A 14,774-nucleotide genomic window follows, 5' to 3' on the forward strand; every position below is an offset into this window, starting at 1 on the left:
GCCTTTTATATTTCCGAAACGGCCTGTAATACAATACGATTGCTGAGCGCGTTGCCGATCTTGATGCTTCGCCGCAATGAAATGTACAGGTCTTAGGGAATACAACATGAAAGTACTACGCCAGGCGTCTTCCTTGCGGCATCAGGTGCAGGATGCACTGCGCAATGAAATCATCTCCGGTCGTTTCAAACCTGGCGATCGACTGGTGGAGCAGCAGCTCTATACCGCCCTGGACGTCAGCCGCACTTCATTACGTGAGGCGCTGCGCCAGCTGGAAGCCGAAGGCCTGGTGGAACAGGTTCCCCATCGTGGGGCTTACGTGGCCTCGGTGGATGCCGATGATGCGGTTCAGATTTACGACGTGCGAGGTGCCCTGGAGGTGCTCGCCGTGCGCAATTTTGTGCGCTATGCCAGCGACGAAGACGTGGCCGAACTGGCGGAAGTTTTCGACGAATTCGAACAGCAATCGCGCACCTCGAAAGCCGATGGCACGACGTTGCTGGACATCAAACGGCGCTTTTATAACGTGCTGCTGGACATCGACCAAAGCCGCGTAGTCGGCGGCATGCTGGAGCAACTGAACAATCGCGTGAGCCTGCTGCGCGCGCTGTCGTTGGGGCGCGAGGGGCGGATGGTTCACACCCTGGCCGAATTGAAAGAAATCGTGCGCATGATCAAGCTGCGCGATGAAGCCGGCGCCTGTGCCGCTGCGCTGCTCCACGTCGAAAATGCGTCGAAAAATGTGTTGGAGTTGTTGGCGTTGAACGATGTACACGCCACGCAGTAGCGCCATTTCCGATCACTGTAGGCGCGCTTCGACCATCTGTAGGAGCGAACTTGTTCGCGAGGCGTCTGGCTTGGCACACCGCTTAAACCCCCTCGCCAACAAGTTGGCTCCTACGGGTTCTGCGATTGCCAGTCATCCTGCGGCCATCTGTAGGAGCGAACTTGTTCGCGAGGCGTCTGGCCTGGCACACCGCATAAACCGCCTCGCCAACACGTTGGCGCCTACAGGGCTATTTCAGCGCAATGCTGAGTAAGCCGTCGGCGTCAGGAACTGGTTTTCAATGCGTTGCACGATGATCGCCTGAGCTTCGCTGGCGGCGCGTTTGGCGATCCAGTCGGGGTCGCTCTGGAAGGCGTTCCACTTGGTTTCACGGTCCGCCAGGCTGTCCCACTTCACCAGATACGTCAGCGTCTGATTGCTGTCGCCGGTGAGCGACGTCCAGAAACCGATTTGCTCGATTCCGTATTTTTCGAAAAAACCCAAAGTGGTCGTGGTGAAGCGCTCGTGCAGGGCGGGCAGGCGGCCCGGTGCGCAGTGGTAAATGCGTAACTCAACGATCATGTTCAGCCCCTCAAGTGATTACCGATCAGGATATAGGCAAATTAGCCTATTGACCGATTGTATGACAGTCCTATAGTTTTGTTACAACTGCTGACGCATACCGGGCAGAAAAAAGTCGTTCGGTGTCGTCGTTCACCCGCTCAAGAAAAACAATAGGGCACGAAAATGAATCAACCACAACGGATCGGCTTCATCGGCCTGGGCATGATGGGCCTGCCGATGACCACCTGCCTGAGCAAAGCCGGGTTCGAGTTGTTCCTCGCGGACGCCGACGCCGGGCGTCTGCGCGACATTCAAACCACCCTCGGCGCCTCCGCGCTCACCCCGGAAAACGCCCAGTCCCTCGACGTTTTGATCACCATGCTGCCTAACTCCAACATCGTTGAAAGCGTATTGCTGGGCGCGGACGGCAAATCCGGCTGGGCTGCCTCACTGTCACCCCAAGCCGTAGTGATCGACATGAGCTCCTCGGAGCCAGCACGTTCCCGTGACCTGGGCCAAAAGCTCAACGGCCTCGGCCTGGCCTATCTGGATGCGCCCGTGTCCGGCGGCGTCAAGCGCGCCGTCGATGGCAGTCTGGCGATTCTGGTCGGCGGTGATCCTTCCATCATGGCGCGTTGTCAGGCGGTACTTGAGGCCATGGGCAAAAACATCCTGCACATCGGCGAAGCCGGTTCCGGTCACGCGGCCAAGGCGCTGAACAACTTCGTGTCTGCTGCGGGCCTGATGGCGACGGTTGAAGCGCTGCATGTAGCCAAGCGTTTCGGCATCGACCCAGGTGTGATGGTTGATGTACTCAACGCCTCCAGCGGCGGCAGCAACACGTCGTTGAACAAGGCCAAGCAATTCATGCTCAGTGGCACCTTCGGCGCCGGGTTTTCCATGCAGCTCATGAACAAGGACCTGAAGATCGCCAAGGGCCTGGCCGACGGTCTGGATTACCCGCTGACCTTCGGCCAGCGTGCGATCAAGGTCTGGGACGAGGTGGCGCAGGATTCTACGCCCACCACCGACCACACCGAGATGTATCGCATGCTGGCTAAAGAAGGCGAGTAACTCTGCCCCACTTCTCGATTTTCAACGGAGCACATCACATGTCCCGTGCCGCCAGTTTTTACATCGATGGACAGTGGGTCGAGCCACACGCGCCGACTTGGTTTGATGTCATTGATCCTGCCACTGAGAACGTGATCGACCGCCTGGCCCTGGGCGATAGCACCGACGTCGACCGGGCCGTCGCCGCCGCCCGCAAAGCCTTGCTGGCGTACGCGCAAACCAGCATCCAGCAACGCATCGATTTGCTGCGCCGGATCGTCGCGATCTACGAACGCCGGCAGGAAGAGTTCGCACAGGCCATGCGCCTGGAAATGGGCTCGCCGATCAGCGCATCGCGCAATTTCCAAGTGCCGCGGGGCTGGCTGCATCTGAATCAGCTGATTGAAGTGCTGGAACGTTTCGAATTCGAACAGCGCCAGGGCAGCACGGTATTGCGCTACGAACCGGTGGGTGTCTGCGGGCTGATCACGCCGTGGAACTGGCCGATCAATCAGATCGTGGTCAAGGTCGGTCCGGCACTGGCTGCCGGTTGCACCATGGTCCTCAAACCCAGCGAGTACTCGCCGCTCAGCAGCCTGTTGTTCGCCGAAGTGCTGGACGAGGCGGGTGTGCCAGCCGGCGTTTTCAATCTGGTCAATGGCGATGGCCCGGTTGTCGGCGCTGCGCTGTCGGCGCATCCAGACATCGATATGGTCTCGTTCACCGGCTCCACCCGAGCGGGCGTGCAAGTGGCCAAATCCGCTGCCGCCACGGTCAAGCGCGTGGCCCAGGAGTTGGGCGGCAAGTCCGCCAATATTCTGCTGGACGACGTGAATCTGCAGGACGCCGTCACCCGTGGTGTAGCCGCGTGCTTCACCAACAGTGGCCAGTCATGCTCGATCCCGACAAGGATGTTGATCCCGCGCAGCCTGATGGGCGATGCCATGCAGATCGCCAAGGGAGCGGCCGAGGCGTTCAAAGTCGGCGCGACGGACGACGCATCAACCCAGCTCGGGCCATTGGTCAATCGCGCGCAGTTTCGTCGCGTGCAGGCGCTGATCCAGCAGGGCATCGACGAGGGCGCGGAACTGGTGACCGGTGGCATCGGCAAGCCCGATGGGCTGAGCCGGGGCTACTTCGTCAAACCCACGGTATTCGCCAACGTCACACCAACGATGAGCATCGCCCAAGAAGAAATTTTCGGCCCGGTGCTGTCGATGATTCCCTACGACAGCGAAGCTGAGGCAATTCAGATTGCCAACGGCACCCACTACGGCCTTGCCGCTTATGTGCAATCGGCCGATCAGCAGCGTGCGCGCAATGTTGCCCGCGCGTTGCAGGCCGGCAGTGTGCATTTGAACTACCCGCCCGCTGATTTCGCCGCGCCGTTCGGTGGCTACAAGCGCTCCGGCAACGGTCGTGAGTGGGGCGAATTCGGGTTGCGCGAGTATCTGGAAGTGAAATCCATGGTGGGTTACGGCGACTGAATCATCGATATCACGGCAGGGCGTAACACAAAAAAATTTGCTGGTTTTGACTGTATGACAATCAGTCGATCTTACGAAAAGTGGAGATGAAGATGGACGACAACGAACGCTTCAATCAGGGCTTTAACAATCGCAAGGAAGTGCTTGGCGACCGCCACGTAGAAAAATCCTGGGCGGCGGCGGATGACTTCAACCGCCCGATCCAAAAACTGGTCACTGAAGTGTGTTGGGGTGAAATCTGGGGCGACGCCACGTTGCCGTTCAAGACCCGCAGCATCATCAACCTGGCGATGCTCACAGCGCTCAGTCAGCACCACGAACTGGGCGTGCATGTGCGCGGCGCCTTGCGTAATGGCGTCACCAAAGACGAGATTCGCGCGGTGCTGATGCAGGCCTCGGTGTACTGCGGCGTGCCGCTGGGCCTGGCGGCTTTCCGTGTGGCATCGGAAGCGATCAAGGCCTACGAGGCGGAAGTCGCCGCAGGATGAAAGCGTAAAAACACTCACTTGCCGCACAAACCGCTTGCCGTCCAACAATAATTATAAGGAACCGTCATGAGCACTATTGCCCAGGCCAGACCACTGGCCGAGACCGATCAGTCGATCGAGAAGAAAAGAAGAAACGCAATCAAGGGCGCGTTCTTCTCCGAATACATCGATATGTTCGACATTTACCTGCCGGTCGTCGTGCTGTCCCCGGTGTTGTTCTTCTTCCAGCCTGCCCAGCTGTCTCCGGGCATGGCGGCCATTCTTGCTTCACTGGTGTTCATCACCACGCTGCTGGGGCGGCCCATCGGCGCATTGTTGTTCGGCATGATCGCCGACAAGACCGGGCGGCGCATGGCGTCGATCTATTCGGTGTCGGGGTTCGGTGTGGTGACGCTGCTGATCGCCTTGCTGCCCGGCTACGAAACCATTGGCATCGCGTCGTACTGGGCACTGGTGATCCTGCGCTTCGTTGACGGGATCTTCCTCGGCGGCGGCTACACCGGCGCCATGCCCCTGGCGATCGAATACTCGAAAAAGCATCAGCGTGGCTTCGTCGGCGGGCTGATCATCGCCGGGTTTCCGTTGGCCTACGTGAGCATCAATCTGGTGGCGATGCTGATGTTCATGTTGTTCCCGCTGGCAGGGCCCGATTCGCCCTATGTGCAATGGGGCTGGCGGATTCCGTTCGTGATCGGTGCGCTATTGGCTGGCGTGCTGGCGCTGTACTACGTGTACGCCGTTTCGGAATCGGAAATCTGGGAAGAAGACGCCGAGAAAAAACCACGGGAAAAATTGCCGCTCACTGACCTGCTCAAGGGCAAAAGCGGTCGTAACCTGCTGCAAGTGCTGTTGATGATGACCGGCTTCTGGCTGACCCAAAACATCATCACCATCTTCCTGCCTACCGGTTTGCTGGTGAACATCCTGCACTTGTCCGGCCTGCAAGTGACCGGCACGTTGTTGATGTGCTACTCGGTACTGTTCTTTACCTACATCGCTTCGGGAATGATCGGCCAGAAGATCGGCCGGCGGCGTTTCTTCCTCATCCTGGGGCCGATCATCGCCACGGTGGGCGCGGGCGTGATGTACGTGCTCGCCAACGTGCCGGGGCTGTCGCTGCCGGTGATCATGGCGCTGGTGTGCGTGATGTCGGTGTTGGTGACTTCGCCCTGGGGCGTAATCGTGACCTACATCAACGAGCGCTTTGTGACTGACGTGCGCGCCACCGGCTTCGGCGTCGGCTTCAGCCTGTCGGTGATCATCCCCTCGTTCTACGCCTTCTACATGGCCTGGCTCGGTCAGATCATCCCGTTCAGCGTGACCCCGGCGGTGCTACTGGTGGTCGGTGGCGTGATCGCGACCATTGGCGCGTACATGGGCCCGGAAACCAAAGACGTGGATTTCTAACGGCTGTTGTCAGTGCCCGTTTCGAACAGGAGAACCGTTGTGAACGTAGCGAATAACAAAACCATTGGCTTCATTGGCCTGGGCAACATGGGCGGCCGCATGACCCGCTGCCTGGTGGATGCAGGCCTGAATGTGCTGGGTTACGACACCGATGTCCAGCGAGTGAAAACAGCTGGCGCGCAGGTGGCCCAATCCATCGCCGCTGTGGCGGCCGAGTCCGGCGTGATTCTGCTTTCGCTGCCCGACAGCAAGGTGGTCGAGGCGGTGGTGGAGGGCGCCGAAGGCTTGCTGCGTCATTGCCGTGAAGGCCAGATCGTTGTCGATTTGAGCACCGCAGCGGCCAGTTCAACCGTGCGTTTGCATGGGCTGTTCGCCGAACGCGGTGTGCAGTACGTCGATGCCGGTATTTCTGGTGGGGCTGCAGCGGCCGAGAAGGGCGCGTTGACGCTGATGGTCGGAGGTAACGAAGCCACGGTCACGGCGTTGGAATGGGTGTTTGCGCCCATTGCCAGCAAGGTGTTTCGCATGGGCGAAAGCGGCGCTGGGCATACCACCAAGACGCTGAATAATTTTCTCAACGCGGTGAGCCTGGCAGCGACGGCCGAGGTCATGGTGGCGGGCAAGAAAGCCGGGCTGGATCTGCACCAGTTGCTCGATGTGCTCAACAGCAGCAGCGGGGTGAATTTCGCCACGCAGAAGCGTTTCCCGTTCATCGTCGATGGCGACTATCTGGAAGGCGGCCTGACCGGCAAGCTGATGAACAAAGATGTGGTGCTGTATATCGATCGCCTGCGCGAACTAGGTGTCGCCTCGCTGAATGCGTCAGGCCCGCTGGCCAGTTTCGGCCTGCAGGTGGCGCTGGGTTACGGCGACCAGATCAGCAACAAAGTCGTGGACGCCATCGGCGATATGTCAGGCGGTGTACGGCTTCACGAACCTTTTACAGGAGACAAAAAATGAAAGTCATTCACGGCAGCGTCGAAGGTGCGATTTCCGAGCAGCGCGGCGCGACGTTCAGCGGTGTGGTCTGGGCCGATCCAGTGATGCCGACCACCGATGGCGTGACCATCAACAACGTCTCTTTCAATCCCGGCGCACGCACGTTCTGGCATTTCCATGAGTTCGGTCAGGTGCTGTACGTCACGGCGGGGAGCGGCTGGATTTGTCTGGAAGGTCAGGAGCCGCAAGTGATCCGGCAGGGCGACACGGTGTGGATCGGCCCAAACGAACGGCACTGGCATGGCGCCAACACCGAGAATTTCATGGTCCACACCGCGACGTCCATCGGCAAAACCGTGTGGCAGGAAGCCGTGGCCGAACACGACTATTTGCGCGCTGTGCGCTGAACACCCTGAGCGGACACGGACCTGTAGGAGCTGACGAGCTGCCGAAGGCTGCGATTGCATTCTGCCTGACACACCGCATCGCAGCCTCGCGCTGCTCGTCAGCTCCTACAGGGAATCATGGCCGCAAATATTCGGTTAAGGGGTAAAAACGAATGAGCCTTACACCCGCACAACAACGCGCCAAACAGGCGTTGGAACTCAGCAGCCCCTGGAGCCCGGCATGGGACAGCCTGCTGCGGCTCGACCCCGGGTTTGTCGAATCCTACGCCGGTTTCGCCGCCGTGCCGTGGCTGAAGAATCATCTGGAAAACAAGGTCAAGGCCTTTATCGGCATTGCGGCCAGTGCAGCAGCGACCCATCTGTATCAGCCGGGTATTGGGGAGCATCTGCGTATCGCCATCGCTCACGGTGCTACCCGTGAAGAGTTGACGGAAGTACTGGAATTGATCAGCACCGTCGGCATCCACGCCTCCAATGTCGGCGTGCCGGTGTTGCTGGAAGTGCTGGAAGAAGAGGGCATGCGCGACGGCCCGGAACCGCTGGACGCAAGGCGTGAAGCCCTGAAAGCCAGCTTCATCGACAACCGCGGCTACTGGCATTCGTCATGGGAAGGCCTGCTGGAACTAGACCCGGAGCTGTTCGAGGCCTACGTGGAATTCTCGTCAGTGCCATGGCGCACTGGCGTGCTGTCGCCGCTGGTCAAGGAGTTGATGTATTGCGCCTTCGACGCTGCTGCCACGCACCTGTATGTGCCGGGCTTGAAGCTGCACATGCGCAATGCCCTGCGCTACGGCGGGACGAAAGAACAACTGATGGAAATGCTCGAAATCGTCAGCGTGATCGGCATTCACGGAGCGCTGGTAGCGGCGCCGATGCTGGAACAGGCGCTGGCCGAAACGGGCGCTCACTCATAAGCAATCGGAGTCGATATGAACAACAACAATCCGACGGCCGCAGCAAAACCGGACTGGAGCAATCCCGAGGTGATCGTCGTGCGCTACGGCACTAGGCAGACCACCAAAAGCGAGTGCTATTACAACTTCCGGGCGTACCGGGAACCGGACGCCGAAATCACCATGGATTACTTCTTCTGGATCTTTCGCAACGACGAACAGGTGATCGTCATCGACACCGGGTTCAGCCCGGAAGCGGCCATCGCGCGCAAGCGTCAACCGGTGGTCAAACCCGCCGATGCACTGGCGCGGCTGGGTATCGACCCGGCCAAAGTCAAGCTGCTGGTGCTGACCCACGCGCACTACGATCACGCGGGTAATCTCGGCTTGTATCCCAATGCTGAGATCGTCATGTCCCGGCGCGAATTCGAGTTCTGGGGCACTGACATGGGCAAGCGTCCGCAGTACGCCCATCACATCGATCCGCTGGACATCGAACGCATCCAGGCGCTGGCCGATGCCGGGCGTATCACCTTCCTCGACGGGCCGCGCAACACGCTGATCCCCGGCATCGAGCTGCACGAGCTTGGCGGTCATACGCCGGGGCAACTGGCGCTGGTGGTGGAGATGCCCGAGGGCCCGGTGATCCTGGCGTCCGACGCTGTGCACTACTACGACGAATTCGAGCAGGATCGTCCGTTCGCCGTGCTCGACAGCCTGGCTGATATGTACAAGGGCTACGAGCAGATTCGCGAATGGTTGCAGCGCCCGGGCGCGTTGATGATTCCCGGGCATGACCCGGATGTGATGAACCGCTTTGCGCCGGTGGATAAGGCTGATCCTTCGTTTGCCGTGCGCATTGATTCATCGGGAGCAGGGATATGAAGGGCAAGCGCGCGCTGATCACCGGATCGTCCAACGGGCTTGGCCTGGCGATGGCGTCAGGCTTGGCAGCGGCGGGATGTGACGTGGTGCTGCACGGGCTTGAATCGCCGGGCGACATGCGTGAGACCTGCGGTAATCTGGCTCGGGAGTTCGGTGTTGAAGTCGGCTACGTGAAAGCCGACCTTTCTCAACACGCAGGCGTTGAGGCAATGATGGAGGCGGCGGGCGCGATTGATGTGCTGATCAACAATGCGGTAGTACGGCACTTTTCACCGATTGAAGATTTTCCGGCCGAGCGCTGGGATCAGGCGCTGGCGGTGAATCTCACGGCAGCCTTTCGTGCGGTGCAGTTGAGCTTGCCCGGCATGCGCGCGCGGGGCTGGGGGCGGATTTTCAATCTGTCCTCGGCGTATGGCTCGCGGGCGATTGCCAACCGCATCGATTACGTCACCACCAAGACCGCATTGCTCGGTTTCACCCGTGCTGTCGCTATCGAAACCCAGGGGCAGGGGATCACCTGCAACGCGGTGTGTCCGGGGTCAGTGTTGACGCCGAATATCGAGCAGCGGCTGACCGAACTGATGACCCGCAAGCAACTGGATCGCGAGACAGCAACGCGCGAGTTTCTGGTGGGCAAGCAGGGCACAGGGCGGTTTGTCGATGCACACCATGTGGCGGATCTGATTGTGTTTCTGTGCAGCGATTCCGGAGCCTCCATCACCGGCGCAACTTTGCCGGTGGATGATGGGTGGTTGGCGGGGTGAGCCTGACGCTGTCTGTCTGTAGGAGCCAACTTGCTGGCGAGGCCCTAATACGGTCCATCAGTGAAGCCGCCTCGCGAACAAGTTCGCTCCTACAGCGATCTGGGGCGTTCGGAGAGTCGTCGTCAAACACGCGCCGCATAACAATAACGGAGACACCATGAAGTCACCCGCTGTCACTCGCCCGCTGTGCGAATTCATTGAACGCACGACCTGGGCTGACATCCCGCCGGATGTGCGCCATGAAGCCAATCGCGCGCTGGTCAATTATTTCGCTGTGGCGCTGGCCGGTTGCAGCGACCCGGACGTGGACAAAGCGCTCACGCTATTCCAGCGCTTCAACGCCGGCGGTGCGGCCCACGTCATTGGCCGAGCGGAGGCCATGGACATGCTCAACGCCGCGTCGCTCAACGCCATGAGTGCCAACGTCTTCGACTTTGACGACACCCACATCCCGACCATCATTCACCCCACAGCTCTGGTGGCTGCCGCGTTGTTCGCCCTGGCCGAAACTCAACCCATGACCGGGGAACAACTGCTGCTGGCGTTCGTGCTGGGGGTCGAGGTCGAGTGCCGTCTGGGCATGGCCATCTCACCTGAACACTATCGACGCGGCTGGCACATCACCTCGACCTGTGGCGTATTCGGCGCCGCAGCGGCCGTCGGCAAAGCGCTGAAACTGGATGCTCAAGGGCTGGCGTGGGCGATGGGCAATGCCAGCGCGCAATCCTGCGGCCTGGTGGAGACCCTGGGTAGCGCTTCAAAAAGCCTCGGTGTCGGCAATGCCGCGCGCAATGGACTGCTGTCGGCGTTATTGGCGCAGGACGGTTTCAGCGGCCCCGAATACCCGCTTGAGGGCGAGCGTGGCTTTCTCAACGTCATGGGCGAAAGTCCGAAATATGCCGACATCATCGAAGGGCTGGGCGAACGCTGGGCGCTGAACGCCAACACCTACAAACCCTATCCGTGCGGGGTGGTGCTTAATCCGGTGATCGAAGCGTGCCTGGAGTTGGCGCGGGACCGCCGCTGGACGCTTGAAGACATCACCCGCATCGAACTCACCGGCCATGCGTTGCTGCGACAACGCACCGACCGGCCGGATATTCAATCCGGGCGCGAATCTCAGGTCAGCGCGCAACATGCCGTCGCAGTTGCGCTGGCCACCGGTAGGGCGGGGCTGACCGAGTTCAGCGACGCGTCTGTTGCCGACCAGCGCTTACGGGCGCTGTATCCCTTACTCCACTTTATCGACGACGCCGGTTACGCGGTGGAGTCGGCGCAGGTACGGCTGTTTTTCAAGTCCAGCGAAACCCTCACGCAAACCATTGACGTATCGCTGGGCAGTCTGGCCGCGCCACTCAGCGACCAGTTTCTGGAAAACAAGCTGCGTGAGCTCGTCGAATTCGGCGGCTCAGGCTGTGCGCCTGGGCCGCTGATCGAGGCGTTGTGGTCGCTGGAAGGCGCACCTGATGCCAGCCGCGTGATGCAGCTCGCTCGCGGCTAACCCTTCCACGTATTCAGGAACCATGTCATGACTGAGAAACAACTGGGTTTCATCGGCACCGGAGTCATGGGCCGTCCAATGGCCAGAAGGCTGTTGGAGCAGGGCCACTCGCTGGTGATTTTTGACAAGGACCCCACCGCGCTGGCCGAGCTTTCCGGCCTGGGCGCGCGGGTCGCCGACAGCGTGCGGGAAGTGGCAGACAGCGCGGAAATCATCTTTACCAGCCTGCCAAGTCCGGCGATTTTCAAGGCGGTTGCGCTGGGTGCTGACGGCATTGCCGAGGGCAGCGCGGTGCGGATTCTGGTGGACTTGTCGACCGTGGGCTCCCGCGCCGAGCAAGAGGTCGCGGCAGGCTTGCTCAAGCGCGGCATTGAAACGGTGGATGCGCCGGTCAGTGGTGGTGCGTCCGGGGCCAGCAAAGGCACGCTGGCGCTGATGGTCGCTGGCAAACCCGAAGCGGTGGCTCAGGTGCGCCCATTGTTCGACGTGTTCGGCAAAGTGTTCATCGTCGGCGAGCAGGCCGGGCAGGGGCAACTGCTCAAGCTGCTGAACAACATGCTTTCGACCACAGCGTTCGCGATCACTTCGGAAGCCTTCGTCGCGGGCGTCAAAGGCGGGCTCGATCCCCAAGTGATGATGGACGTGATCAACGCCGGCAGTGGCAAGAATGGCGCCACCCTGGACAAGTTTCCCAAACATGTTTTGCCAGGCACCTTCGACTTTGGATTCCCGGTCTCCAGCGTGTGCAAGGACATCGGACTGGCAATTGAAGAATGTCAGGCCCTCGGCGTGCCGATGTGGCTGGGCCAGGCTGCGCGGCAATTGTGGAATGTTGCCGCGCAGCAGGATGGTGGGGGACGGGACCTGACCGAGTTGGTGCGCACAGTGGAGGGTTGGTCAGAAGCGAAAACGCCTCTGTAGGCAGCAACGTGTCGGTTAGAAACGTACGCCGGATCTGGCCGACCGCCTCGCGAACAAGTTCGCTTCGCTCCTACAGGGATGGTGATTGCCGCTCAGGAGATCATCAGGCACGCCCGGGTCGACTCCAGCAACCGGTACGATCTGAATGGCCCTTCGATAGTGATCATCAGCAGTGATTTCTGCGTCAGGCCGACCACGCAATCGATCGCCTGGGCGCGTTCGATACCTTCCGGTTCTGCCGCGTTGCACAGCCTCTCAAGGGTCAGCTTGCCTTCCAGTCGCGCGATGCGCTTGAGCACTTTTTGCTCGTTGGCATCAAGCAGACGATAGCTCCATTGCAACGATGCCTGCAGCGATTGATGGCGCGGCGCAGTGGTGCGCAGGCCTGCCGCCAAGGATGCGAGATCATCTTGAAGGCTCAGGGCCAGTTCAAACAGCCCGAGCGTTGCAGCGCGGGTCGCCGCCATTTCCAGCGCCAGCGGAACGCCCTCTGTCCGGCGGCAGACCTCGGCGATCAGCTCGACGCTTTGGTCATCCAGTTGCGTGTCGCACGTGTCAGCGCAGCAGCTGTTCTGCTGCCTCGCATGCCGCATGAAAAGCTGCGCCGACGGGTTGATCAAGATCTGATCGCGGCTTGCGTCACAGGCAGGCACGCACAGTGGCGGGACCCGCAAGCCATGCTCGCCGTTCACGCGCAGCGGCTCCCGGCTGGTGGCGAGCACTTTCAGCCCCGGGCACTGACGCACCAGTTCTTCCACCAGATGAGCGGCTGCCGCCACCAGGTGCTCGCAGTTATCAAGCACGATCAGCTGCGACGATCGCTCAAGGTCCAGATGGGCGATCAGGGCGTGAATCAGGCTGTGCTCCTCGGCTCCGGCGATGACTTCCAAGCCTAACGCTTGAGCCAGCGCCCCAGCGACCTGCCGGGGATCGGTCATGTCAGCAAGTGCCACGAATGTCGCGTGGGTTGAGCGGCTCTCGGCAAAATGCCGGGCAACCGTAATCGCCAGTGCGGTTTTGCCAATGCCGCCAGCACCCGTCAACGTCAGGATCGGGGTGGCGTTCAACGCCTTGCAGGCGTGATCGATCAAGCAGTCGCGGCCGATAAGCGTGGTCACGGCCGGCAACTGACTGACGCGTCTGGCAGGGTGGTGGTGAGCCGTGGGCGGGGCGTCTTCAACGTCACTTGGGGTCAGGCTGATTTCCGACCGTTCATTCACCAGCAAATAGCCTCGGCCGGCCAGGGTTCGGATCAGGTTCCGGTCGTTGCCCAGCGCCTTGCGCAACGCCGAGATATGCACCTGCAAGTTGTTTTCGACCACGATGCTGTCGGGCCAGACCTGGGTCAGGATCTGCTCCTTGGTGACCAATGTCCCCCGACTGCTAATTAGCAGTTGGAGAATGTCAAAGGCGCGTTCGCCAATCGGCACCGCCTGCCCATGCCTGAGCAAGACCCTGCGCTCAAGAGATACTTCGGTTTCGCCCAACGCTGTCATGTCGTTCACGCTGTCTATAGTGGGCTCGCTCCTGCCGTCACCCGTCACGGCTGAATCTGCGAATCTGGGGCGCAGGAGAACAGGACACAGAACTTTATAGTGGCAGGGAAGGGCATCCCGATGAGGTGAGCGAGGGGAACGAATCGGCCATCAAAGTGCCGAGGACGGACATAGACAGCGCTGTCCGGATTGTTAGCCGAATTGCTGTCGATATTGCGATGGGGTCAGCCCGAGGCGGTCATCGAACAGCACACGCATATGCCGCACGCTGCCGAAGCCGCTGCGAAAGGCCACGGTCTTGAGCGGCAGGTCGCTGTTTTCCAGCAGCTCTCGGGCACGGTCAATGCGGGCGTTCTGGATGAACTCCATGGGCGTCATGCCTACATTGCGGGCGAACACGCGTGCGAAGTGACGGGCGCTCATGTTCGCAAGACAGGCCATGCCTTCGACCGTGAACGTTTCGTCCAGGTGCGCCAGTACGTGGTTCTGGACTCGAGTGATGGGTGAGTCTTCGGCAGACACGGCCGCCATCATCGGACTGAATTGCGCCTGGCCGCCCTGGCGCTTCATCACCACCAACAGGACTTTGGCTACGTCGACTGCGACTTTCTTGCCGTGATCCTGCGCCACCACTGCCAACGCCATGTCGATGCCTGCGGTCACGCCGCCGGAAGTCAGCAGACGCCGGTCTTGGATGTAGATCTGATCGGTGCTGACGCGGGCCTTGGGAAAACGTTTGGTCAGACGCTCGATGTAATTCCAGTGAGTGGTGACGTGGTGCTCATCAAGCAGTCCGGCCTGGCCCAGGATGAACGCGCCTGTGCAGATAGAGCCGTATTGAGTGGACTGCCGGGCCGCTTCGCTCAACCACGACAGCAGGCGCGAGTGGCGAATGTTGTAGGCGCCCGGCCCACCGGGGACCAACAGCAGGTCGAAGTCGTGACGGGCGTCGGCTATGCAGGTGTTCGGCAGCACATTGACCCCGCTGGAGGCCCGGATGGCGGAAGGTTCGGTGCCGATGGTAGTTATCTGATAGCTGTCATCCTGAGTCAGGAAGCGGTTGGCAATCGAGAAGACTTCGATGGGGCCTGCCATGTCCAGCAGGAGAAAATCGGGGAAGAGCACGATCGCAACGGTTTTCATGACGCGGGCATCGCTGAATTCACAATGGGCGACATTATGCCGCCGTTTGATCCAGAGCGG

Annotated in this window: 15 protein-coding genes; 12 read left to right on the plus strand and 3 right to left on the minus strand. The window is 60.5% G+C overall.

Annotated features, from left to right (window positions below):
* Positions 1–106: 106 nt before the first annotated feature.
* The gene (locus ACWKV9_RS22050) at positions 107–787 is read left to right on the plus strand and encodes a GntR family transcriptional regulator (protein WP_483838220.1); all 681 of its coding nucleotides are present in this window, start codon (positions 107–109) and stop codon (positions 785–787) included.
* A 234-nt stretch (positions 788–1,021) separates the two neighbouring features.
* On the opposite strand, the gene ACWKV9_RS22055 is transcribed toward ACWKV9_RS22050, so the two are convergent.
* Entirely contained in the window at positions 1,022–1,348 is a 327-nt protein-coding gene (locus ACWKV9_RS22055; protein ID WP_483838221.1) for an NIPSNAP family protein, read from the minus strand.
* Positions 1,349–1,513: 165 nt separating this feature from the next.
* Here ACWKV9_RS22055 and ACWKV9_RS22060 point away from each other — a divergent pair, with 165 nt between their 5' ends.
* The 11 genes from ACWKV9_RS22060 (at position 1,514) to ACWKV9_RS22110 (ending at position 12,075) form a co-directional block, all read left to right on the plus strand.
* The gene (locus ACWKV9_RS22060; RefSeq protein WP_483838222.1) at positions 1,514–2,404 is read left to right on the plus strand and encodes an NAD(P)-dependent oxidoreductase; all 891 of its coding nucleotides are present in this window, start codon (positions 1,514–1,516) and stop codon (positions 2,402–2,404) included.
* Between the two features lie 38 nt (positions 2,405–2,442).
* Positions 2,443–3,870 (plus strand): aldehyde dehydrogenase family protein, encoded by a 1,428-nt coding sequence (locus tag ACWKV9_RS22065; protein WP_483838223.1) that lies wholly within the window; start codon positions 2,443–2,445, stop codon positions 3,868–3,870.
* Positions 3,871–3,962: 92 nt separating this feature from the next.
* A complete protein-coding gene (locus ACWKV9_RS22070; protein ID WP_483838224.1) occupies positions 3,963–4,358 on the plus strand; it encodes a carboxymuconolactone decarboxylase family protein in 396 nt (131 codons plus the stop codon).
* 66 nt (positions 4,359–4,424) lie between these two features.
* Positions 4,425–5,765: an MFS transporter gene (locus ACWKV9_RS22075; protein ID WP_483838225.1), complete on the plus strand. Its 1,341-nt coding sequence runs from the start codon at positions 4,425–4,427 to the stop codon at positions 5,763–5,765.
* 39 nt (positions 5,766–5,804) lie between these two features.
* The gene (locus tag ACWKV9_RS22080) at positions 5,805–6,725 is read left to right on the plus strand and encodes an NAD(P)-dependent oxidoreductase (RefSeq protein ID WP_483838226.1); all 921 of its coding nucleotides are present in this window, start codon (positions 5,805–5,807) and stop codon (positions 6,723–6,725) included.
* Complete coding sequence (locus ACWKV9_RS22085; RefSeq protein WP_483838227.1) at positions 6,722–7,111, plus strand: cupin domain-containing protein; 390 nt, start codon at positions 6,722–6,724, stop codon at positions 7,109–7,111. The genes ACWKV9_RS22080 and ACWKV9_RS22085 overlap by 4 nt, the downstream gene beginning before the upstream one ends.
* 152 nt (positions 7,112–7,263) lie before the next feature.
* Entirely contained in the window at positions 7,264–8,025 is a 762-nt protein-coding gene (locus tag ACWKV9_RS22090; protein WP_483838228.1) for a carboxymuconolactone decarboxylase family protein, read from the plus strand.
* 15 nt (positions 8,026–8,040) lie between these two features.
* Entirely contained in the window at positions 8,041–8,889 is an 849-nt protein-coding gene (locus ACWKV9_RS22095; RefSeq protein ID WP_483838229.1) for an N-acyl homoserine lactonase family protein, read from the plus strand.
* Positions 8,886–9,653, plus strand: coding sequence for an SDR family oxidoreductase (locus ACWKV9_RS22100; protein ID WP_483838230.1), 768 nt, complete (start codon positions 8,886–8,888; stop codon positions 9,651–9,653). The genes ACWKV9_RS22095 and ACWKV9_RS22100 overlap by 4 nt, the downstream gene beginning before the upstream one ends.
* Positions 9,654–9,810: 157 nt before the next feature.
* Complete coding sequence (locus ACWKV9_RS22105) at positions 9,811–11,154, plus strand: MmgE/PrpD family protein (RefSeq protein ID WP_483838231.1); 1,344 nt, start codon at positions 9,811–9,813, stop codon at positions 11,152–11,154.
* A gap of 27 nt (positions 11,155–11,181) precedes the next feature.
* The gene (locus ACWKV9_RS22110; protein ID WP_483838232.1) at positions 11,182–12,075 is read left to right on the plus strand and encodes an NAD(P)-dependent oxidoreductase; all 894 of its coding nucleotides are present in this window, start codon (positions 11,182–11,184) and stop codon (positions 12,073–12,075) included.
* Between the two features lie 92 nt (positions 12,076–12,167).
* Here ACWKV9_RS22110 and ACWKV9_RS22115 read toward each other — a convergent pair whose 3' ends face one another.
* Both ACWKV9_RS22115 and ACWKV9_RS22120 read right to left on the minus strand, forming a co-directional pair.
* Positions 12,168–13,571, minus strand: coding sequence for an ATP-binding protein (locus ACWKV9_RS22115; RefSeq protein ID WP_483838233.1), 1,404 nt, complete (start codon positions 13,569–13,571; stop codon positions 12,168–12,170).
* A gap of 192 nt (positions 13,572–13,763) precedes the next feature.
* The gene (locus ACWKV9_RS22120; RefSeq protein ID WP_483838234.1) at positions 13,764–14,714 is read right to left on the minus strand and encodes a GlxA family transcriptional regulator; all 951 of its coding nucleotides are present in this window, start codon (positions 14,712–14,714) and stop codon (positions 13,764–13,766) included.
* Positions 14,715–14,774 lie beyond the last annotated feature (60 nt).

This window comes from Pseudomonas corni, from assembly GCF_057128765.1.

Excerpts from the sequence above, each read along its gene's own strand:
- ACWKV9_RS22050 (WP_483838220.1), top strand. The coding sequence starts at position 107 with ATGAAAGTACTACGCCAGGCGTCTTCCTTGCGGCATCAGGTGCAGGAT.
- ACWKV9_RS22055 (WP_483838221.1), bottom strand. The coding sequence starts at position 1,348 with ATGATCGTTGAGTTACGCATTTACCACTGCGCACCGGGCCGCCTGCCC.
- ACWKV9_RS22060 (WP_483838222.1), top strand. The coding sequence starts at position 1,514 with ATGAATCAACCACAACGGATCGGCTTCATCGGCCTGGGCATGATGGGC.
- ACWKV9_RS22065 (WP_483838223.1), top strand. The coding sequence starts at position 2,443 with ATGTCCCGTGCCGCCAGTTTTTACATCGATGGACAGTGGGTCGAGCCA.
- ACWKV9_RS22070 (WP_483838224.1), top strand. The coding sequence starts at position 3,963 with ATGGACGACAACGAACGCTTCAATCAGGGCTTTAACAATCGCAAGGAA.
- ACWKV9_RS22075 (WP_483838225.1), top strand. The coding sequence starts at position 4,425 with ATGAGCACTATTGCCCAGGCCAGACCACTGGCCGAGACCGATCAGTCG.
- ACWKV9_RS22085 (WP_483838227.1), top strand. The coding sequence starts at position 6,722 with ATGAAAGTCATTCACGGCAGCGTCGAAGGTGCGATTTCCGAGCAGCGC.
- ACWKV9_RS22090 (WP_483838228.1), top strand. The coding sequence starts at position 7,264 with ATGAGCCTTACACCCGCACAACAACGCGCCAAACAGGCGTTGGAACTC.
- ACWKV9_RS22095 (WP_483838229.1), top strand. The coding sequence starts at position 8,041 with ATGAACAACAACAATCCGACGGCCGCAGCAAAACCGGACTGGAGCAAT.
- ACWKV9_RS22100 (WP_483838230.1), top strand. The coding sequence starts at position 8,886 with ATGAAGGGCAAGCGCGCGCTGATCACCGGATCGTCCAACGGGCTTGGC.
- ACWKV9_RS22105 (WP_483838231.1), top strand. The coding sequence starts at position 9,811 with ATGAAGTCACCCGCTGTCACTCGCCCGCTGTGCGAATTCATTGAACGC.
- ACWKV9_RS22110 (WP_483838232.1), top strand. The coding sequence starts at position 11,182 with ATGACTGAGAAACAACTGGGTTTCATCGGCACCGGAGTCATGGGCCGT.
- ACWKV9_RS22115 (WP_483838233.1), bottom strand. The coding sequence starts at position 13,571 with ATGACAGCGTTGGGCGAAACCGAAGTATCTCTTGAGCGCAGGGTCTTG.
- ACWKV9_RS22120 (WP_483838234.1), bottom strand. The coding sequence starts at position 14,714 with ATGAAAACCGTTGCGATCGTGCTCTTCCCCGATTTTCTCCTGCTGGAC.